At 52.9% G+C, this 20,496-nt stretch carries 23 protein-coding genes; 16 read left to right on the forward strand and 7 right to left on the reverse strand.

Annotated features, from left to right (window positions below; translation table 11 throughout):
- Positions 1–201 precede the first annotated feature (201 nt).
- Complete coding sequence (aroP, locus tag IBT47_RS23600; protein ID WP_200563422.1) at positions 202–1,557, forward strand: aromatic amino acid transporter AroP; 1,356 nt, start codon at positions 202–204, stop codon at positions 1,555–1,557.
- A gap of 84 nt (positions 1,558–1,641) precedes the next feature.
- On the opposite strand, the gene ampE is transcribed toward aroP, so the two are convergent.
- Positions 1,642–2,496 (reverse strand): beta-lactamase regulator AmpE, encoded by an 855-nt coding sequence (gene ampE, locus IBT47_RS23605; protein WP_200563424.1) that lies wholly within the window; start codon positions 2,494–2,496, stop codon positions 1,642–1,644.
- 3 nt (positions 2,497–2,499) lie between these two features.
- Entirely contained in the window at positions 2,500–3,069 is a 570-nt protein-coding gene (ampD, locus tag IBT47_RS23610; RefSeq protein WP_200563426.1) for a 1,6-anhydro-N-acetylmuramyl-L-alanine amidase AmpD, read from the reverse strand.
- Positions 3,070–3,252: 183 nt separating this feature from the next.
- On the opposite strand from ampD, the gene IBT47_RS23615 reads away from it, so the two are divergent.
- From IBT47_RS23615 to IBT47_RS23625, 3 genes are all read left to right on the forward strand, one after another.
- Positions 3,253–3,810 carry a fasciclin domain-containing protein gene (locus IBT47_RS23615; RefSeq protein WP_200563428.1) on the forward strand — a complete coding sequence of 186 codons (558 nt, stop codon included), beginning with the start codon at positions 3,253–3,255 and terminating at the stop codon, positions 3,808–3,810.
- A 71-nt stretch (positions 3,811–3,881) separates the two neighbouring features.
- Positions 3,882–4,427, forward strand: a complete 546-nt coding sequence (locus IBT47_RS23620; protein WP_200563430.1) for a sigma-70 family RNA polymerase sigma factor — start codon at positions 3,882–3,884, stop codon at positions 4,425–4,427.
- Positions 4,424–5,128 carry an anti-sigma factor domain-containing protein gene (locus tag IBT47_RS23625; RefSeq protein ID WP_200563433.1) on the forward strand — a complete coding sequence of 235 codons (705 nt, stop codon included), beginning with the start codon at positions 4,424–4,426 and terminating at the stop codon, positions 5,126–5,128. Before IBT47_RS23620 ends, IBT47_RS23625 begins: the two co-directional genes overlap by 4 nt.
- Here the strand turns inward: IBT47_RS23625 and IBT47_RS23630 are convergent.
- Positions 5,103–6,023: a LysR substrate-binding domain-containing protein gene (locus tag IBT47_RS23630; RefSeq protein ID WP_200563435.1), complete on the reverse strand. Its 921-nt coding sequence runs from the start codon at positions 6,021–6,023 to the stop codon at positions 5,103–5,105. The two genes, IBT47_RS23625 and IBT47_RS23630, sit on opposite strands and share 26 nt — an antisense overlap.
- Before the next feature lie 105 nt (positions 6,024–6,128).
- On the opposite strand from IBT47_RS23630, the gene IBT47_RS23635 reads away from it, so the two are divergent.
- The 7 genes from IBT47_RS23635 to hofC all read left to right on the forward strand — a co-directional run bounded on the left by IBT47_RS23635 (position 6,129) and on the right by hofC (position 11,751).
- Positions 6,129–6,437, forward strand: coding sequence for a carboxymuconolactone decarboxylase family protein (locus IBT47_RS23635; protein WP_200563437.1), 309 nt, complete (start codon positions 6,129–6,131; stop codon positions 6,435–6,437).
- A 3-nt stretch (positions 6,438–6,440) separates the two neighbouring features.
- Complete coding sequence (locus tag IBT47_RS23640) at positions 6,441–6,839, forward strand: tautomerase family protein (RefSeq protein ID WP_200563439.1); 399 nt, start codon at positions 6,441–6,443, stop codon at positions 6,837–6,839.
- On the forward strand, positions 6,836–7,372 hold the full coding sequence (locus tag IBT47_RS23645; RefSeq protein ID WP_200563441.1) for a DUF4865 family protein: 537 nt from the start codon (positions 6,836–6,838) through the stop codon (positions 7,370–7,372). The genes IBT47_RS23640 and IBT47_RS23645 overlap by 4 nt, the downstream gene beginning before the upstream one ends.
- A 157-nt stretch (positions 7,373–7,529) precedes the next feature.
- Positions 7,530–8,420 (forward strand): carboxylating nicotinate-nucleotide diphosphorylase, encoded by an 891-nt coding sequence (gene nadC, locus IBT47_RS23650; protein WP_200563443.1) that lies wholly within the window; start codon positions 7,530–7,532, stop codon positions 8,418–8,420.
- Positions 8,421–8,726: 306 nt separating this feature from the next.
- The gene (gene ppdD / locus IBT47_RS23655) at positions 8,727–9,167 is read left to right on the forward strand and encodes a prepilin peptidase-dependent pilin (RefSeq protein ID WP_200563445.1); all 441 of its coding nucleotides are present in this window, start codon (positions 8,727–8,729) and stop codon (positions 9,165–9,167) included.
- Entirely contained in the window at positions 9,164–10,555 is a 1,392-nt protein-coding gene (gspE, locus tag IBT47_RS23660) for a type II secretion system protein GspE (RefSeq protein WP_200563447.1), read from the forward strand. Before ppdD ends, gspE begins: the two co-directional genes overlap by 4 nt.
- Positions 10,552–11,751, forward strand: a complete 1,200-nt coding sequence (gene hofC, locus IBT47_RS23665) for a protein transport protein HofC (RefSeq protein ID WP_200563449.1) — start codon at positions 10,552–10,554, stop codon at positions 11,749–11,751. Before gspE ends, hofC begins: the two co-directional genes overlap by 4 nt.
- A gap of 42 nt (positions 11,752–11,793) precedes the next feature.
- Here the strand turns inward: hofC and IBT47_RS23670 are convergent, their stop codons facing one another.
- Complete coding sequence (locus tag IBT47_RS23670) at positions 11,794–12,834, reverse strand: GMP reductase (protein WP_200563451.1); 1,041 nt, start codon at positions 12,832–12,834, stop codon at positions 11,794–11,796.
- 270 nt (positions 12,835–13,104) lie between these two features.
- Here IBT47_RS23670 and coaE point away from each other — a divergent pair, with 270 nt between their 5' ends.
- The 3 genes from coaE to yacG are packed head-to-tail and all read left to right on the forward strand — an operon-like array spanning position 13,105 to position 14,679.
- A complete protein-coding gene (coaE, locus tag IBT47_RS23675) occupies positions 13,105–13,716 on the forward strand; it encodes a dephospho-CoA kinase (protein ID WP_200563453.1) in 612 nt (203 codons plus the stop codon).
- Positions 13,717–13,720: 4 nt separating this feature from the next.
- On the forward strand, positions 13,721–14,464 hold the full coding sequence (gene zapD / locus IBT47_RS23680; RefSeq protein ID WP_200563455.1) for a cell division protein ZapD: 744 nt from the start codon (positions 13,721–13,723) through the stop codon (positions 14,462–14,464).
- Positions 14,465–14,475: 11 nt separating this feature from the next.
- Entirely contained in the window at positions 14,476–14,679 is a 204-nt protein-coding gene (gene yacG / locus IBT47_RS23685) for a DNA gyrase inhibitor YacG (protein WP_200545192.1), read from the forward strand.
- Positions 14,680–14,722: 43 nt separating this feature from the next.
- On the opposite strand, the gene mutT is transcribed toward yacG, so the two are convergent.
- A complete protein-coding gene (gene mutT / locus IBT47_RS23690; RefSeq protein ID WP_105595364.1) occupies positions 14,723–15,115 on the reverse strand; it encodes an 8-oxo-dGTP diphosphatase MutT in 393 nt (130 codons plus the stop codon).
- 401 nt (positions 15,116–15,516) lie between these two features.
- Between mutT and IBT47_RS23695 the strand changes: the two genes are divergently transcribed.
- Positions 15,517–16,101, forward strand: a complete 585-nt coding sequence (locus IBT47_RS23695; protein WP_200563456.1) for a helix-turn-helix domain-containing protein — start codon at positions 15,517–15,519, stop codon at positions 16,099–16,101.
- Between the two features lie 205 nt (positions 16,102–16,306).
- Positions 16,307–17,083, forward strand: a complete 777-nt coding sequence (locus IBT47_RS23700) for an A24 family peptidase (RefSeq protein ID WP_370569944.1) — start codon at positions 16,307–16,309, stop codon at positions 17,081–17,083.
- Positions 17,084–17,196: 113 nt separating this feature from the next.
- Here the strand turns inward: IBT47_RS23700 and secA are convergent, their stop codons facing one another.
- Positions 17,197–19,902 (reverse strand): preprotein translocase subunit SecA, encoded by a 2,706-nt coding sequence (gene secA / locus IBT47_RS23705; protein WP_200563460.1) that lies wholly within the window; start codon positions 19,900–19,902, stop codon positions 17,197–17,199.
- A gap of 74 nt (positions 19,903–19,976) precedes the next feature.
- Positions 19,977–20,480, reverse strand: coding sequence for a secA translation cis-regulator SecM (secM, locus tag IBT47_RS23710; protein WP_200563462.1), 504 nt, complete (start codon positions 20,478–20,480; stop codon positions 19,977–19,979).
- Positions 20,481–20,496: the final 16 nt, after the last annotated feature.

Genomic DNA, 20,496 nt, shown 5'->3' on the forward strand with positions numbered 1-20,496 from the left:
AGACAGCACGCTGCTTTTTTAGTCATTTCTGCGAGTGTAGAGCAGAAAGCGAGTGCAAACCTCTGCGCTTAGCACTATTCTCTTCCTGAGGCTACGTTCTGGCTCATATTTACTCACACAACAATCGTAAACTTTTCGATACAGCATGGCGGCAGGGCCTGCTGAAAAGACGAAAAATAATAAAACATCATGAGGTTAGACATGGGACAACAGCAGGGCGAAACGCTGCACCGTGGCCTGAAAAACCGCCACATTCAGCTGATCGCGTTGGGTGGGGCCGTGGGTACCGGCCTGTTTTTGGGAAGTGCGTCTGTTATTCAATCTGCCGGGCCTGGCGTTATTCTGGGTTACGCGATTGCCGGGTTTATCGCATTTTTAATTATGCGCCAGCTGGGAGAGATGGTCGTGGAAGAGCCGGTCGCCGGTTCATTCAGCCACTTTGCCTATAAGTACTGGGGTAACTTCGCCGGTTTTGCCTCCGGCTGGAACTACTGGGTACTGTACGTGCTGGTAGCCATGGCAGAACTGACGGCCGTCGGTAAATATATTCAATTCTGGTATCCGGAGATCCCAACCTGGGTTTCCGCAGCCGCCTTCTTTGTGCTGATTAACGCCATTAACCTGACCAACGTGAAAGTGTTCGGGGAAATGGAGTTCTGGTTTGCCATTATCAAAGTGGTCGCGGTCATCGGCATGATCCTGTTCGGCGGCTGGCTGCTGTTCAGCGGCAACGGCGGCCCACAGGCTACCGTACGCAACCTGTGGGATCAGGGCGGCTTCCTGCCGAACGGCTTTAGCGGCCTTGTCATGATGATGGCCATTATCATGTTCTCCTTTGGCGGTCTGGAACTGGTGGGGATCACCGCAGCAGAAGCGGATAATCCGGAAACCAGCATTCCTAAAGCCACTAACCAGGTGCTGTGGCGCATCCTGATCTTCTATATCGGTTCACTGGCCGTATTGCTGTCACTGCTGCCGTGGACTCGCGTCACTTCAGATACCAGTCCGTTCGTATTGATCTTCCACGAGCTGGGTGATGCTCTGGTGGCTAACGCGCTGAACGTCGTAATCCTGACCGCCGCGCTGTCGGTGTATAACAGCTGCGTATACTGCAACAGCCGCATGCTGTTTGGTCTGGCTCAGCAGGGCAATGCGCCAAAAGCGCTACTGAAAGTAGATGGTCGTGGCGTACCGGTGATTTCGATTCTGTTCTCCGCGATTGCCACCGGGCTTTGCGTACTGTTGAACTATCTGATGCCTGGTGAAGCCTTTGGTCTGCTGATGGCACTGGTGGTCTCTGCACTGGTGATCAACTGGGCAATGATCAGCATGGCGCACATCAAGTTCCGCCGTAAAAAGGATCAGCAGGACGTGAAAACCCGCTTCCCGGCACTGCTGTATCCGCTGGGCAACTGGATCTGCCTGCTGTTCCTCGCCGGTATTCTGGTGCTGATGGCAATCACCCCGGGAATGGCTATCTCTGTTTGGCTGATTCCTGTATGGATACTGATTCTGGCTATCGGCTACTGGCTGAAAAACCGTTCTCAGAAGGCATAATCGCCCCGGAAAAATGCAATCAGGCCAGCAGATGCTGGCCTGATTTTTTATTACTGCTGTACTACCTGTCGTTCCCTGTTGGGGTTATACCAACGTACCGTAAATCGTCAGTATTGCGACTACTACCACCAGCACCAACGATACCTTCTTCGCCAGCGTTACCGCCAGCCGTGGCGTCTCTACCTTATCCATATGCGGGTCACGTGCCAGTGAGAACTGTGCAAGGCGAGTCAGTACCTGGTACTGCGGCGTATGGCGATCGCCCAGCGAGGCCAGCCAGGCAGGTAGGGCGCGCTCGCCGTGCCCCAGCAGCGCATAAGCAACACCAACCAGCCGAACCGGCAGCCAGTCAATCCAGTGAAGCAGCGCATCCACGCCGGACTGGGAACGGATCAGAGGGTCGCGCTGACGTGCCAGCCAGCTTTGCCAGGCACGCAGGAAGGCATAACCCACCAGCAGCACAGGCCCCCACGGACCACCAACGACAAACCAGAATAGTGGAGCAAGATAAAAGCGAAAGTTAATCCACAGCAGCGCATTCTGTAACTCACCAAGATACTCACGTTCGCTGCACTCACCCGGCACACCGTGGATCAGGGTCAGCTCTTCCGCCATCGCATCATGTGCATGTACATCATTATGGCTGGCAGCACGCAGATAAGCGTGGTAGTGAAGGCGAACCGAGCCTGCCCCGATGCACAGCAGGCCAACAAGAATCCAAAAAATTAACTGAGGCACACCGAAAAACCAGCCTTTCAGCGCCAGCATCATCGCGGCCACTACGGCCATCGCTAACAACGTCATCAACAGGGTGCGCAGCAGTGAGAAATGCTTAAATCTGCGGAATAATGGCATCAGATGGTGATCCAACTGCCAGTGTTCACCCATTTTGAACAGGCGTTCCCATCCGAGAACCAACAACAGGCTAAATAACGTCATGCCTTAACTCCCATCATTTTTACCCTGGACTTGCTGCGCCAGAGCGGTGCGGAATCGAGCCCAGTCGAATGCCGGGCCGGGATCGGTTTTACGCTGCGGTGCAATGTCGCTGTGCCCGGTAATATTCAGGGCTATTGCCGGATACTCAGCAATCAGCTGCTCGGTAACGGCCTGCAGCGAACGATACTGCGCATCGGTGTAGGGCAACGTATCGGTGCCTTCAAGTTCAATACCGACTGAAAAATCGTTGCAGGCATCGCGCCCCTGATAGTTTGACACGCCCGCATGCCATGCACGTAGCTGAAACGGCACATATTGCACAACCTCTCCATCACGGCGGATCAGGCAATGAGCGGCAACCTGCAAATGGCTGATACCGGCAAAATAAGGATGAGCATTGGGATCAAGCTGACCGGTAAACAGATCGTCAATCCAGGGGCCGCCGAACTCACCGGGCGGCAGGCTAATATTGTGGATCACCAACAGCGAAGGTTTTTCATCATTCGGTCGCTGGTTAAAATGCGGCGACGGAACTTTTCTGGCCTCGTTAATCCAGCCATCTTGCAACTGCATGCCCTACTCCCCTGTCATCAGAATCTGCTCAGATTAACATGATTTATTTTGGCTCCGGCAAACTTCTCACCGCACGCTTATCGCGTAAAAAAGATATTTTCATTTTTCTGCATCCGTTTTTCATCGCTGAACGTAGATAGCAATGTGAGGCAAATACGCCTTCTCTTACCCGAGGAATTCAGCATGAAAACTGTCATCCGTTCCGCTCTGTGTGCATCTTTCCTGTTTAGCGCTGCCGCTCTGGCAGAGATGTCACAAAACACTGTGATGGTGGGAGGGGCAGCCATGTACCCTTCTAAAAATATCGTTGAAAATGCGATGAACTCGAAGGATCACACCACGCTGGTCGCCGCAGTTAAAGCAGCAGGCCTCGTCGATACGCTGCAAGGCCCCGGCCCCTTCACCGTATTTGCCCCGACTAATGCGGCTTTCGCCAAACTGCCTATGGGTACCGTCGATACGCTGCTAAAACCTGAAAATAAAAGCAAACTGACCGCCGTGCTCACCTATCACGTCGTGGCCGGGAAATATGACATGAAGGCGCTGGAGAAAAAGGTCAAACAGGGCCATGGCCGTGCCGAGCTGAAAACCGTTAACGGCGCTTCGCTGTGGGTGATGCAGAATGGCCCACACAACCTGCAGCTGAAAGATAACCAGGGTAATGTCGCCAACATCAGTACCTATGACGTTCAGCAGAAAAATGGCGCAATCGACGTTATTGATACTGTGCTAATGCCATAACGATAAAAAGGGTCTATACCCTGTGCAGGGGGAACGCGTTGTTCACCTCTGCACTTCTATCAAGACGATTCATGGCGGAAGAATCAATCGACAGTCAGGTTTTACTGATTCGGGCAGTGGCAGCCGGTGATAAACGCGCTTTCGAAGCGCTTTACCGCAGCTACTCGCCCTATCTGTTTGCCATCGCGCTACGTCTTCTTCACCGTCGTGGTTGGGCGGAGGAAGTACTGCATGACAGTTTTCTCGCTCTCTGGCAGCGGGCTGGCAGCTTCGATCCGACCCAAAGCGCGCCCAAAACGTGGCTGACCAATATTGTTCGCCATCGTGCGATTGATTATTTGCGTTTGCAGGACAATCGCGTTCTGGAACTGGACGATGAGGGCGATGCGACCGCGGGTGAAGGTACGTGCGATCCCGTACCTTCGACATACGAATCACGCAGACTTTTAACCTGCATGGACGCCCTGCCCGCAGAGCAGCGGCAAAGCATCGTTCTGGCTTATCATCATGGTCTTTCACACGGTGAAATCGCGCTGCATCTGCAACAGCCTGCCGGTACCGTCAAAAGCTGGATACGTCGGGCCTTAATGCATTTAAAAGGCTGCGTGGGCATATGAAAAGCAAACACGATTTTGATTCCGCCCTGGCCGCAGAATATGCCCTGGGTACGCTGCGTGGTGCGGCTCGCCTGCGTTTCATGCGCCGTATAGAGCAGGACCCCGAACTGGCAGCTGAAGTCCAGCGCTGGCAAAACGCGCTGATCGCACTGGATAGCGATGTAATCCCCGTTACACCGCCAGAAATACTGTGGCCGCGCATTGTTGGCGATCTGCCCACAGAATTACAACCCGGCACGTTGTCGTCCCCACCTGTCACGCAACCGGTAAAAATACCGCGCAGTGCATGGCCTTTGTGGCTTGGCTGGGGTCTGGCAGCCTCATTTGCCGGTGCACTGCTCTATACCCAGCTGGTTCCTGCCCCCGTGCCCCCTCAGGCGATTGCCGTTTTGAGCAACAGTCAGCAACAGGGGATCTGGGTTATCGGCATCAACCCGGCGCAAAACAGGCTGACCGTGCAGACGGCGGCGGCACCGAACATCGGGCCTGACCACAGTCTGCAACTCTGGCTGATCCCACCAGGCGGCAAGCCGCAGTCATTAGGACTGTTGGATGTCTCCGGCAACCGTCAGGTGGACCTTGCACCTCTAAAACCTGATGCCTTACCGGATCTCGCAATCAGTCTGGAGCCGCCGGGCGGTTCACCAACCGGCCAACCTACTGGCCCCGTACTATTCAGCGGTAAAATATCTCTACTGTAGAGGACGGCTGCGACACGGTGGGTACAAGCCGTTCTAAAATGATATCGCGCAGCCGCTCTGCCGCAGGGTTCAGTCGCTCGTCGGCCGTATGCAGCGCTATTCCCAACTTGCCCAGCGATGGCAGCCGCGCATGCTGTAGCACCTGCAGCCCGGCAGGTAGACCAAAACGACTGCGAAGCGTAATACCCAGCCCGGCTGCGGCGGCAGCCCAGATACCGCTCAGGCTACGGCTGGTGAAAGCCACCCGCCAGGGGATCGCCGCCCGGTCAAGGGCATCAATTGCACTGCTTCGCATCATGCAGGGCGCATCAAACAGAAGTAGCGGCAGCGTCTCCTCTCCTGTCAGCCAGCGCGCCAGATCGGCATCAGAACGTCCAATCCAGTGAAGCGGTGCGGCAGGCAGTGCCTGCATAAACCGCGTATTTTCGTCACCCTGCCAGCACAGCGCCAGATCAAGCTCTCCCTGACGCATCGCCTGCACAAGTTCACCATTGCGACCAATACGCGCTGAGACTTCAACCTGTGGAAAAGCACGGGCAAACTGCCCCAGCAAGTCTGGCAAGAGCGCCTCACCAAAGTCCTCCTGCATTCCCAGGCTTACGCTGCCCGCCAGATGACGGCCACAGAGCGCGCTGAAAGCTTCGTCATTGAGGGCAAGCAGGCGGCGACCATATGCCATTAGCAATTCACCATTAGCAGTGAGTTCCAGTCGACGTCCGGACTTTTGCAGCAGCGGCAGGCCACTTTGCTGTTCCAGCTTTTTCAACTGGGCGCTGACCGCTGACGTTGAACGATTAAGTTTTACGGCTGCCAGCGCAAAGCTGCCCAGCTCAATACCGGTGACCAAAGTGCGCAGCGCTTCAAGGTCAAAAGTCACACGTTTGTTCTGAGACATAAACATCCTGATTTTCGGGATTATCAATCCAAATATATGCGATTTTATAAACAATTACTTCCCTCTATTCTGGCATTCACTCATCAACATCCACAGGGAGTTAAGATGCCTCACTCACTTACCCGCGACGATCTGGCAGAAATTGCCCCCCATTTTGCTGCGATTACAGATGAAACTTTGTTTGGCGCTATCTGGCAGCGCAGCGAGCTGAGCAGGCGCGATCGCAGCCTGATTACCGTTGCCGCATTGATTGCCACAGGCCGCCATCAGCAGCTGCCGTGGCATCTGAATTTTGCCCAGGAAAATGGCCTCAGACGTGACGAGCTGACCGAAGCCATTACCCATCTGGCGTTTTATTGCGGCTGGCCCGCCGCAGTCACCGCACTCGGTCATTTACATTTTCCGGAGGAGTAAACCATGCCCTTTACCCGTATCGCTCTGCCTGCTGGAAAAACCGCGGCGTTCCGTCAAACGCTTTCAACTCTGTTACACCAAACGCTGGTCGATTTCTTCGATGTACCGCAGGATGACTGCTTCCAGCTGTTTGATGAATATGCCCCCGGGCTGCGTGTTTTCCCTCGTCACTATCTTGGCGGACCGCGTTCAGAGGGATTCATCTGGTTCCATATCACCGCAGGCCGGTCACGCAGCGTTGAGCAGAAACATCTTTTCTATCAGAATCTTGCCCGACGCCTTTCAACTGAGCTAGCGGTGCGCCCGGAAGATGTGATGATCACGCTGAGCTTCAGCCAGCCTGAAGACTGGTCATTTGCCAACGGAAATCCGTTCAACTGGCCGCAGGAGCAGCCGCTATGATCGCCATGCAATATCGCTTTCGCCTGCCCACCGATTACGACATGACGATTATTGAAAATCGCGTGCGGGAAAACGGACACCTGCTGGATAACTTTCCCGGCCTGGTTATCAAAGCCTGGTGCTATGCCTGCGGTCGCGACCCGCAGACGGCCAGCCCCCCCCTCTACGCGCCGTTCTATTTGTGGCACGACAGCGCTGGCATGGCCCGTTTTTTACAAAGCAACGGATTCAAAAAACTGGTTACAGACTTCGGCAGGCCCGCTATCGACTGCTGGCCGGTGTTGGGCTTCCGTCCGGGTAGCACTTTGCAACGGTCCGCCTTTGCCCGACGAGAGATCGTGCCCATTGCCGCAGACAGCGATTTAAGCCAAATCAGCAACCTCCCCGAACCAGCAGCCGGTATCACCCGCATCCTTGCCTGGGATGTACAGCAGTGGCGGCGGCTCTGCTTTGAGCTAAGCGAACTGCCGTTTGACGATGCCCCGAGTACAGAGAGCTATCGCGTTGGGCATATCTCCCTTTCTACTCGGTAGCCAGTCGGGTTAACGCCAGAGTAGAGCGAATACCGATGTTTCTGGCACCGGAGTCGATAAGAAAATGTCGGGTAACAGGCCCCACCGATGGCTGACAAACGGGGGAAAAACAGGCTAGCATGGCAATATCTGTTACCCGACCTTTCGGAGTTAAATCATGACATCCCGCCGTTACGATCCTGATAACCGCCGTATCGAGTTGATGGAGCGTATTGAGGACGATATTCCCCCTGCCGTCGCCCAGGCGCTGCGTGAAGACCTTGGTGGCGAAGTCGATCCCTGCAAAGACATCACTGCTGGCCTGCTGCCAGAGGATACCCAGGCTCACGCGGTGGTGATCACCCGTGAACCGGGGATCTTCTGCGGCAAACGTTGGGTTGAAGAGGTGTTTATCCAGCTGGGGAATAAAACGCAAATTACCTGGCACGTTGCCGATGGGGATGCGATTACCGCCAACCAGACGCTGTTTGAGGTTAGCGGCCCGGCGCAGCTGATCCTGACGGCGGAACGCACAGCGCTGAACTTTGTTCAAACGCTTTCCGGTGTGGCAACGGAGGTTAGCCGCTATGTTGCCCTGCTGGAAGGCACACACACTCAGCTGCTGGACACACGAAAGACGCTGCCGGGACTGCGCACAGCGCTGAAGTATGCCGTGCTGTGCGGAGGTGGTGCTAACCATCGACTTGGCCTGTCCGATGCTTTCCTGATTAAAGAGAACCACATTATCGCCTGTGGTTCGATTGCCAAAGCGGTTGAAAAAGCATTCTGGCTGCACCCGGACGTGCCGGTTGAAGTTGAAGTCGAGTCCCTGGACGAACTGGAACAGGCGTTGGATGCTGGCGCAGACATTATCATGCTGGATAATTTCAGCGTTGAGCAGATGCGCGCAGCCGTCACTCTGAGCAATAACCGATCGCTGCTGGAAGTGTCTGGCAACGTCACCGATGAAACGCTGCGGACCTTTGCCGAAACCGGGGTCAACTATATTTCTGTTGGCGCACTGACCAAGCACGTGCGGGCGCTGGATCTGTCGATGCGTTTTCGTTAAGCCTCTGCCGCTTTCCATATACCTCCCCTGGTCAGCCTTTTGTGCTGACCTTTTTTATCCCTGAAATCCCTTTAACTGGTGCCCTTCGGCCTGAAATACATGGCCGGGAGTGGCGAAAGATACGCCTTGCGCCTGTCCCTCAAAAGCCCTTAAGGGACAAACTGCGGTACTTGCCGCAAACCTTTTATGCAACAAAGCTACCCCATTTAATTGTTTTGAATCAGCCTCTGAATTGCCTGCTTTGCCGCTATTCCACGTTTTTATTCAGGATTATGGTGCCTCCTGTTAACCACAAGGAGACTTACCATGAGCCAGCAGGGATTTACGTTGATTGAATTGATGATCGTTATTGCCATTGTCGCCATATTGAGTGCGATTGGCCTGCCCGCATACCAGAACTACCTGCAGAAGGCTGCACTGACAGACATGCTGCAAACGGCTATGCCGTATAAAACCGGTGTTGAGCTATGTGCGATTGAGCACGGCGGCATTACCGGCTGTGATGCTGGCAGTCAGGGTGTACCTTCAACGCGAACTTCGCGCTACGTTTCTGCGATAACGATAAGCGCAGGCATTATCTCGCTCACCGGTCAGGAAAGCCTGAAAGGGTTGAACGTGACATTAACACCACAGTGGGACAGCAGCGACGGCTATCTCAGCTGGCAACGTAGCTGCACCAGCGACAGCAGTGGATTAAAGGAAGCCTGTGAGGACCTGTTCCGCTTTGAACAGGAGCAGAAACAATGATTAGCGCCAGCCAGCGTGCCGTTGAAGCCATCTGCGAGCGCTATCAGGCCGCAATCGTTGAGTTCAGTCACCAGCGCCTGCACATTGCGCTGTCCGGTACGCCACCGCACGAGATGATGACGGAACTGCGTTTTCTCACACCTGGCGTAATCGACGTGGAATGCTGGCCGCAGGCACGGCTCGAGCAATATTTACACCGTAATCAGGGACCCCAGGAAGGGGCAGAGCGCACTGATGAGGCAGGCGCTGGCGCAGTAGACAGAGTTAACCAACTGCTGAGTATGGCACTGCAAAAACGCGCTTCCGATGTGCATATTGAACCCCAGGAGCACGGTCTGCGGATCAGGATAAGGGTGGACGGCGTTTTACAGCAGGCAATGGTTCTCAGTGAGGGCAGCGCGCCGCTAATCGCCCGGCTTAAAATACTTGCCAGTCTGGATATCGCTGAACGGCGAGTCCCGCAGGATGGCCAGTTTTCGCTGGTGCTTGCCGATAAAACCGAGTCTTTCCGGTTATCGACCCTGCCCACGCGCTGCGGAGAAAAAGCAGTAATACGACTACTGCAAAGTGATGAACAGGCAATATCACTGGAAAAACTCGGCATGCCTGCGACGTTGCTAAAACACTACCGTAGCGCGCTCTCTAAACCACAGGGGTTAATTTTGGTGACCGGCCCTACCGGCAGCGGCAAGACGTTTACGCTTTACAGCGGCCTGAGCTGGCTTAATGCACCCAGCCGCAATCTGTGCAGCGTAGAGGACCCTGTAGAGATCCCGCTTGCGGGAGTCAATCAGACCCAGATCCACACGCGTTCCGGGTTGAGTTTCAATCTTGTGCTGAGGGCGCTGCTTCGCCAGGACCCGGACGTGATTATGCTGGGGGAAATCCGCGACGCTGAAACGGCTGAAATAGCCGTCAAAGCCGCGCAAACCGGGCATCTGGTGCTCTCTACCCTGCACACTAACTCCACCACGGAAACGCTGGTTCGCATGGGGCAGATGGGTGTTCCGGGTTATATGCTGGCCTCCGCACTCAAACTGATCGTTGCGCAGCGCCTGGTGAGGAAGCTCTGTTCGCACTGCCGCGAGCCAGCGGAAGCACTGGCGCATTTTCCCAGCGATATCTGGCCGGGAACGGTGCAGAACTGGCGAGCCGTTGGGTGTGAACGCTGCTTTTCAGGATATTACGGTCGGCTGGCGCTGTTTGAGATGCTGCCCGTTTTTCCATCACTGCAAAATGCCCTTGCGCAGAATGCCAGCCCGGAAGCACTGGCAAAGTTAGCTCTCCAACAGGGTATGGAACCTTTATTCGTCGGCGGGCTGCACTGCGTAAATAGAGGAGAGACAACACTCGAAGAGTTGACGCGAGTGACCGGAGGACCGGGATGAGCAGGCGCTATTTATTTCGCTGGCAGGCGATCGACGATAATGGTGCCATTCACAGCGGCTGCGGCTTTGCGCCAGATTCTGCCAGGGTCGTTGATGAAATCGTCGGTATGAAACAGCTACCGTTAAAAATTTCCCGCGGTCGCCGCTACCGTGCTGGTGACTGGCGGTGGCAACATAAAATCGCCTTCATCCGTCAACTTGCAACGCTGTTAAAAGCGGGAATGCCACTGGTCAGTGGGCTTCAGCTGCTCGCTGAAGGCCATCCCGATTCAGGCTGGCGGGCACTCCTGCTAAACCTGCAGGAGAAGATAACGCACGGCGAGCCATTTTCATCAGCACTACGGGAGTGGCCAGATGTGTTCTCGCCACTCTATCCTGCGCTGATTCATATCGGTGAACTCACAGGCGAGCTGGATGAATGCTGCCTGCGTCTTGCACAGCAGCAGGAACGGCAGCAGCTGTTGCAGCAAAAAGTGAAGAAAGCGCTGCGCTATCCGCTGTTTATTCTGGCCATCGCGCTACTGGTGAGCATCGGCATGCTGATTTTTGTGCTGCCGGAATTTGTCGCAATCTATCAGACTTTTGATGCGCCACTGCCTGCCTTTACCGCGGCGGTGATTGCCTTTTCAGAATGGTTACAGCAGCAGGCACCGCTGCTGATAGTGCCGGTCATCGCTGCTGGCATGTTCTATCGCAGGCAGCGTAAAAACATCCCGAACTGGCAAAGAGTTGAACAAAGGCTTCTGCTGAAGACTCCGTTATTATCACCGCTTTATCGGGGCAGCCAGCTCAGCCAGATTTACACGACCCTGGCGCTGACTCAGCACGCGGGTCTGACTTTATTGCAAAGCCTACAGGCGGTAGAGAAAACGGTCAGTGCATTACTCTGGCAGGAAGCCATCGTTAAGCTTCAGCAGCATATTGCCTCAGGTAATCCTTTGCACCAGGCGCTGAAACCACACTGTCTGTTTACGCCTCTGTGCTACCAGCTTATCAAGGTGGGTGAAGAGTCTGGATCGCTGGATGCGATGCTGACCCGACTTGCCAGCTGGCATGAGGCCGAGACACACCAGTTGGCCGATACGCTTGCGGCGGCACTGGAACCAATGATGATGGTGGTGATTGGTATTATCGTAGGAACGCTGGTGGTGGCAATGTATTTGCCGGTATTTCGCCTTGGGGATGCGCTGGGCTGAACCTCCCTTTTCCATCAACGCAGGGAGGTTCAACGACGACCGCTAGCGGTTAAAAACGCGGTTTTCCTGCTCGGCAACGCGAATAAACGTTGTGCGTTTGGTCAGCTCTTTCAGTCGTTCCGCACCAACGTAGGTGCAAGCCGAGCGTAAGCCACCCAGTATGTCACGGGCGGTCAGTTCAACCGGACCACGCAGCGGCAGTTTAACGGTTTTACCTTCTGCTGCACGATACTGCGCTACGCCGCCGACGTGGCGTTTCATCGCAGACTCAGAACTCATGCCGTAAAACAGCATAAACTGCTCGCCGTTCTCTTCAATGATTTCGCCCTCGCACTCATCATGAGCGGCAAGCATCCCGCCCAGCATGACGAAGTCCGCGCCACCGCCAAAAGCTTTAGCAACATCGCCCGGTACGGAACAGCCACCATCGCTGACGATCTGTCCGCCCAGGCCGTGTGCGGCATCGGCGCACTCAATAACGGCGGAAAGCTGCGGATAACCGACGCCGGTTTTTACCCGCGTAGTGCAGACTGAACCCGGCCCGATGCCAACCTTTACAATATCGGCACCGGAAAGGATAAGTTCTTCCACCATTTCACCGGTTACCACATTTCCGGCACAGATCGTTTTGCCAGGGCAGGCTTCTCGCGCCCGTTTAAGAAACGTAACAAAATGCTCTGAATAACCATTGGCAACATCAATACAGATGAAGTTCAAATGAGGTGAAAGTGCGAGAATTTTCTGCAGTTTATTGAAGTCTTCAGCAGAGGTACCGGTTGAAACCATGACATGTTGCAGCACAGACTGCGGCACCCGGGCGATAAACTGGCTCCACTGCTCAACGCTGTAATGCTTATGCACCGCGGTGAGAACATCGAAAGAAGCCAGCGCCTCCGCCATGCTGAAGGTACCAACGGTATCCATATTGGCGGCGATAATCGGTACACCTGACCAGGCAATACCCGAATGCTTGAAGGTAAACTGACGTTCCAGTTCCACCTGAGAACGGCTTTGTAGCGTTGAACGCTTAGGCCGAATGAGGACATCTTTGAAGCCTAACTTGATATCTTCTTCAATACGCATAACGATTTTCCTGGTTTATGGCGTTGATTCAGAAATGTCCCCTTTCCGGGGAGATCTCCGATCACAGGCTGAATGCCAGTTCCAGTGACGTTATCATACGCGCTAAAAACGCGTCGACAAGACTGCGAAACATGAAATATTTACGCTACAATCCGATAAATTTACCTGTAAATATCTCTTGTGATCTGTGCCTCATATTTGCCGTCTTCCGCATTGTAAAAGCCCGGTGACGTTGCAGATGTACCGTTGCAAGGGAGCGAGAATCAAGCTATGCCTTACACCGTAGCGCTGACCGGCGGGATCGGCAGCGGGAAAAGTACCGTGGCCAATGCCTTTGCGCAGCTGGGCATTGACGTTATTGATGCCGATATCATTGCCCGTCAGGTGGTCGAGCCCGGTCAACCGGCGCTGTTGGCCTTGCAGGAAAGGTTTGGTGACGATGTTCTGTTGCCAACCGGCGGCCTGAACCGATCGGCGTTACGCCATATCATTTTTAATTCTGGCATAGAGAAAAACTGGGTTAACAATTTGTTACACCCTCTTATCCACGCAGAGACACAACGACAGTTAGCATTAGCACGTTCTGCATGGTGTTTGTGGGTTGTCCCGCTACTGGTAGAAAATGGACTACAACGCCTGGCTGACCGGGTTTTGGTTGTTGATGTGGATCGAGAAACCCAACTGATCCGCACCACGGCTCGCGACAATATCAGTCGTGAACAGGCTGAAAACATTTTGGCCGCCCAGGCTTCACGCGATGAGCGCCTGGCGGTGGCTGATGACATTATTGATAACAGCGCGTCGCCGGAAGAGGTGATAGCGCATGTTGCCGTACTTAACCAGCGCTACATCGCACTGGCTGCGGCAAAAGATCGGGATTAACAGCATGAGCACAACGGTTCTTTTTGAATACCCACTGAATGAAAAAATGCGCACCTGGCTACGCATTGAGTTCTTACTCAAGCAGCTATCCGCAAGCCAGAATATTGTTGACCATCTTGGCGCACTGACTTTTTTTCGCAATGCGGCAGAACTGCTGGACGTTTTTGAACGCGGCGAGTTAAGAACCGAAATTTTAAAAGAACTGGAACGGCAGCAGCAGAAGTTGCGTTCATGGGCTGAACTGCCCGGTGTTGATATCACCTTAGTCAATGCCCTGAGCAGCGACCTCAGAAAGCGCAACGATGCGCTGATGGCTGCACCGCGGATGGGACAGGCTCTACGTGAAGATCGGATGATCGGTCTGGTCCGTCAGCGTTTAAGCATTCCCGGTGGATGCTGTAGTTTTGATCTCCCGACGTTGCACATCTGGCTGCACGTTGAACAATCGGTGCGCGATCGCCAGGTCAGTAAGTGGCTCAGTTCGCTGGAACCGATTCGAGCTGCACTCACCACCATTCTTGACCTGATTCGCCAGGCAGGGATCTTCCGCAATCACACCAGTTTGAATGGGTTCTTTCAGGACAACGCCGAAAGCTCCGATCTGCTGCGTTTACAGTTAAAGCTTGAGGATTCGCTATATCCCCAAGTTTCCGGCCATAAGAGCCGTTATGCCATTCGCTTCCTGCCGCTGGACAGTGAAAATGGTGAAGTCCCTGCCCGTCTCGATTTCGAGCTGGCCTGTTGTTAAGGTTATAAAAAATGAGTGACGTAACGATGGTTGATTGCCCCACCTGCGGTAAACAGGTGATCTGGGATCAACAAAGCACATGGCGCCCTTTCTGCAGCAAGCGCTGTCAGCTGATTGATTTAGGTGAATGGGCTGCTGAAGAGAAATATATCCCCAGCCATAGCGATCGAAACGATAGCGATGACTGGAGTGAGCAGCAAGACGAATTCCGATAACGGCTAGTTTAATGTTATAGCTCGTCGAATATTACCTGGCGTTTTACGCGCTGGCTTTCAGACGAGCAATAACTTCAGCATTAGCCGGTGGAAATTCTTCAGCCACCAGTTCACTTTGAGCCACCCAACGCTGTGGTTGACCTTCCCGTCCATAGGGTTCACCCAGCCATTCTTCCACAATAAAGAAATCGATTGTCACGTGCCGATCGTCAAATTGATGTTCAATTGTCATAAAGGGGAGAAAACTAATCGCGTCAATGCCGACTTCTTCATTCAGCTCACGCTTTAATGCCTGTTCAGCCGTTTCACCAGACTCCAACTTCCCGCCAGCAAACTCCCATTTATTTGCCATATGAGAATCAGCCGAACGCTGAGTCAAAAAAATACGCTGCTGTGCATCACGTATAATCCCCACAGCAATGTGCAGATACTTCATAATTATCACTCTGATAGAAAAACCTGTTAAACATTAGCATTTACCCTGGTGCATCCGCAACACTCTTCTCATGATTTCAGTGTATGTTCCCTGTAGAGAATTCAGTCAAAGCCAGTAAGCCCCGACTTCATTAAAAGATGAACAAAAAGCATATAAAAATGTATTAAACCACCATGGAAAAATGAAAGTCATTATGAAAAAAGATAAAAAAAACCAATAATATTCTTTTTAATTTATTATTAAACAACATCAGGAAATCACAATCAATCATTTTAAAAACAATAAGATAAACACATTAATTTATTATTAATCACGTCTTAATAAATCCTCCCCCTTGCAAGCAATAACACTTAAAATTAGCATTATCGGCATTGAAAACATCAACGCATAAGGATTACATCATGTTTAGCACTGAAGAATGTATTGAAATACTTAATCACGATACGCTGGAGTTATCTGAAGGTGTAATTGTTAACTGTAATACTAATACTCTAGAGATAGCATCGCGCCAGCTCAGCATCGATTTAAATGAAGCACAAAAACGTTTACTCGTATGTCTGATTAAGAAAGTCTACACCAAGCGGGATATTATCAATATCGTTTGGTACGAAAACCACCAGCGAATTAGTGACAACAATTATCATCAACTGACATTCCAGATCAGAGCTTTGTTACATCGTAATAGCTTACCCGCAAATTTGCTGATTACCGTACCGTATTATGGTTTGAAATTAAATGAGAATCAGTGGAAAACGCTGGCAAAAGCACCTGTTGAAGAATATACATCAGTGAAGCAGGAAGTAAGCGCAATCAATTCAGATTCTGATATGGGTATTGAGAATACGGTAATAAATACACCTAATACACAGCACAACAATGTTGCACTATCAGAGCAGTTAATGCGTTCACCGTATTTTTCACAATCATCAATTACGCAGAATGCTTTTATCCTGTGTATGTTTGTGGCTCTGATCGTATTTATCTAACAACATGAATGTAAAAACGAAGAGAAGCTGCGATCGGGTTTCCATAGCCGCAATAAAGCCGCCATTTATGCTGTACCTGACGGATAAATGGCGATAGCTTCACTCAACCACTGCAGTAACGCAGTAACGCAGTAACGCAGTAACGCAGTAACGCAGTAACGCAGTAACAGGCTTATCGCCCCGGATAAAAGGTAAAAGGAGTTACCTGATGAATAATTCCGCTCTGTTCTTTTTCGCTGCGCTGCTGGGGATCTGCTTTGGCAGTCTGCTCAATGTGGTGGTTTATCGCCTGCCGCACATGATCAAGCATCAGGAGGACGGCTATAATCTGTGGCTGCCACGATCTCATTGTCCGCTATGTGCACATCAGCTTAGCTGCTTTGACACTATCCCTCTTTTTAGCTGGCTGATCCTACGGGGACGTTGCCGCTACTGTTCGCATGCCATATCGTGCCGTTATCCGCTGGTCGAATTAAGCTGCATGCTGTTGTGGGTAATGATGGCCGCACTGTTGCCACCAGGAGGAACGCTGATCGCCTCATGGATACTTGTCTGGCTACTGTTGGCACTGACCCTGATCGATATTGAACATCAGCTGTTGCCCGATTTACTGACGCTTCCGCTGTTATGGCTGGGTATGCTGTTTCAGCTCCTCCACTGCCTGCCGCATATTTCATTACAGCAGAGCGTGATCGGCGCACTGGTCGGCTATCTGGTGCTGTGGCTGCTTGCGTATGGCTATCGCCTGCTGCGGGGGAAAGAGGCGCTGGGACTGGGTGATGCCAAGCTGCTGGCAGCCTTAGGTGCCTGGTTGGGCTGGCAGGCCTTACCGCTGCTGTTACTGCTGGCATCACTCAGCAGCCTTATCTGGCTTTGTGCCAGCCGTCTGATTTACCGGCGCTCGTTATCAGCCCCCTTTCCCTTCGGGCCAGGACTCGCCGCTGCGGGGCTTATTCTGTTTATTTCCAGAAACGTGGCATAAGGATCATTCTCCGACCTTCGCTCCCTCTTTACTTATTCTTTCTTACTTTTCCTTCAGACAAAAAAAGCCGGGTAATCACCCGGCCCTGTTTCAGCGTTTAGCTGGCTGGCAAATTACGCCAGACGGCCGTGACACTGTTTATATTTTTTACCTGAACCACACGGGCAGAGGTCGTTACGGCCCACTTTACGCTCACCGGTCTGCGCAGCGAGTTCCTGAGCGGCTTCAGTTTCATCATCGACATGGCTGAGATGCTGCTGCTGAGCCAGGCGTTCAGCTTCCTGACGGCGCTGTTCTTCCATCTGCTCAACTTCTTCCGGCATACGTACCTGAACCTTGCTCAGCGTGCTGATAACTTCATACTTCAGCGACTCCAGCATCGCGGCAAACATGGCAAAGGATTCACGCTTGTACTCCTGCTTCGGATCCTTCTGCGCATAACCACGCAGATGGATGCCCTGACGCAGGTAGTCCATAGCGGCCAGGTGCTCTTTCCACAGTGAGTCCAGCGTTTGCAGCATCACGCCTTTTTCGAAGTTGCGCATCATTTCAGCGCCAACGACTTCTTCTTTACGCTGATACTGCTCTTTCGCCTGGTCCATAATACGATCGCGCAGCGTTTCTTCATGCAGATCTGGTTCTTTATCCAGCCATTCGCTAATCGGCAGATCGAGGTCGAAATCAGCTTTCAGACGCTCCTGCAGGCCAGGAATATCCCACATCTCTTCCAGCGACTGCGGTGGAATGTAGCTGTCGAGGGTGGCTTTAAAGACATCTTCGCGAATACTGATAATAGTTTCTGACACGTCGGAAACATCCAGCAGTTCGTTACGCTGGGTGTAGATAGCACGGCGCTGGTCGTTAGCTACGTCATCATATTCAAGCAGCTGCTTACGAATATCGAAGTTGCGGCTTTCCACTTTGCGCTGCGCGTTGGCAATCGCTTTGGTCACCCATGGGTGCTCAATCGCTTCGCCCGGCTTCATCCCCAGTTTACGCATCATATTGGAAACGCGGTCAGAGGCGAAAATACGCATCAGAGCATCTTCCATCGACAGATAGAAACGGGATGAACCATTATCACCCTGACGACCAGAACGACCGCGCAGCTGGTTATCAATACGGCGAGATTCATGGCGCTCGGTACCGATAATATGCAAACCACCGGAAGCCAGTACCGCATCATGACGGATCTGCCAGGCACTCTTAATCGCGTCGATCTGTTCCTGAGTTGGCTCCACGAGCTCGGCAACTTCGGCCTGCCAGCTGCCGCCCAGCACAATGTCTGTACCACGACCGGCCATGTTGGTGGCGATAGTTACCGCACCCGGTTGACCGGCCTGCGCTACGATATCCGCTTCACGGGCGTGGAACTTGGCGTTCAGAACTTCGTGTTTGATGCCCGCACGGGTCAGCTCGTTGGAAACCACTTCTGATTTTTCAATCGAGATAGTACCGACCAGCACCGGCTGACCATTAGCGGTACGTTCGCGGATGTCCTCAATGATCGCATCAATTTTCTCTTTCTCGGTCATGTAGACCAGGTCAGGAAGATCTTTACGCACCATTGGACGGTTGGTTGGTACAACAATGGTATCCAGCTTGTAGATCGAGCTGAATTCAAACGCTTCGGTATCCGCAGTACCGGTCATACCGGCCAGCTTGTTATAAAGGCGGAAGTAGTTCTGGAAAGTGATCGAAGCCAGCGTCTGGTTTTCGTTCTGAATATCCACGCCTTCTTTGGCTTCTACCGCCTGATGCAGGCCGTCAGACCAGCGACGCCCCTGCATGGTACGGCCGGTGTGTTCATCAACGATGATCACCTCACCGTCTTTTACGATGTAGTCAACGTCGCGGGTGAACAGCACATGGGCACGCAGCGCAGCGGTCACATGGTGCATCATCATAATGTTGCCCGGTGAGTAAAGGGACTCGCCTTCTTCCATAATGCCTTCGCTGACCATCAGCCCTTCAATCGTCACCAGCCCACGCTCGGTCAGGTGAACCTGACGCGCTTTTTCATCAACAGAGAAATGACCTTCGCCCTGGAATGAGTCGGAGTCTTCTTTCTCCTGACGGATCAGGTGAGGAATGATTTTGTTAACCTTGATGTACAGTTCTGAGCTGTCTTCCGCAGGACCGGAGATAATCAGCGGTGTACGCGCTTCATCGATCAGGATTGAGTCCACCTCATCCACCAGCGCATAGTTCAACTTACGCTGTACGCGCTCTTCCGGGCTGAACGCCATGTTGTCACGCAGGTAGTCAAAACCGTATTCGTTGTTGGTACCGTAGGTGATATCCGCAGCATAGGCGGCACGCTTGGCTGGTGCAGGCATACCCGGCAGGTTGATACCGATACTCAGCCCAAGGAATTCGAACAGCCCACGGTTGTTTTCGGCGTCACGCTGAGCCAGGTAGTCGTTGACGGTTACCACGTGAACCCCTTTGCCGCTCAGGGCATTGAGGTAGGCCGGCAGGGTTGCCGTCAGGGTTTTACCCTCACCGGTACGCATCTCGGCGATGCAGCGATCGTTCAGTACCATACCGCCCAGCAGCTGGACGTCGAAGTGGCGCATACCGAACACGCGACGGCTGGCTTCACGTACGGTAGCGAAGGCTTCCGGGATCAGGTTTTCCAGCACTTCACCTTTTTCCAGGCGGGCACGGAACTCGCCGGTTTTCGCTTTCAGCTCTTCATCGGTTAGCTTCTGGAAATCCGGTTCCATTTTACCAATCTGCTCAACGACTTTGCGCATGCGACGCAGGGTGCGGTCATTGCTGCTACCAAAAACTTTAGTCAGTAATTTTGTAAACATAATAAGTAATTTCTCTCAGCCACGGCTTTTTGCCGCGGTCATACTGTTTGATTATTAACGATTTTTATATGAATTTAGCTGAGAAGAGAGGGTCCGGCACGAATACCGCGAACCTGGGCCAGCCACAGGCCGATATGATGAGACGGAAGAACAGCCACTTCACGCGGATCGGTACGGCGAATAATGACCGGAGGCCGGGCCTCATGTGTCAGTAGCGCGTTAAGTGTATCCAGCAGAGCCAGCTTTTGCGCCTGCAACGGCTGAGCTTCTTCAGCAGCCGGAACGACAGAAGGCGTAAGGGCAAACGACAGGTGGCGGATGACCGTACGAATCGCATGTTGATGCCAGTAGTCTACGCTAAATGAAGGGCGGCGAACGCTTTCCTGTAACAGCGCCAGGCTGTCAAAACGCGCAGCGCTGCCGATATTCAGGCTTCTGGAAGAGGTTTCTGCTAAGGTAGTGCGGTCATGCGCTGACGCCTGAGGCAGGCCGAGACTCGCCGCGACCATCCCCAACAGGAGATGCGGCCAGAAATAGCGTCTGCCAAATTGTCGCCAACGATTTAGAATACCGATCACTGTGTTCCGCCGGAGC

The sequence above is a fragment of the Erwinia sp. S43 genome, from assembly GCF_016624745.1.
GTDB classification, from domain to species: Bacteria; Pseudomonadota; Gammaproteobacteria; order Enterobacterales; family Enterobacteriaceae; genus Erwinia; species Erwinia coffeiphila.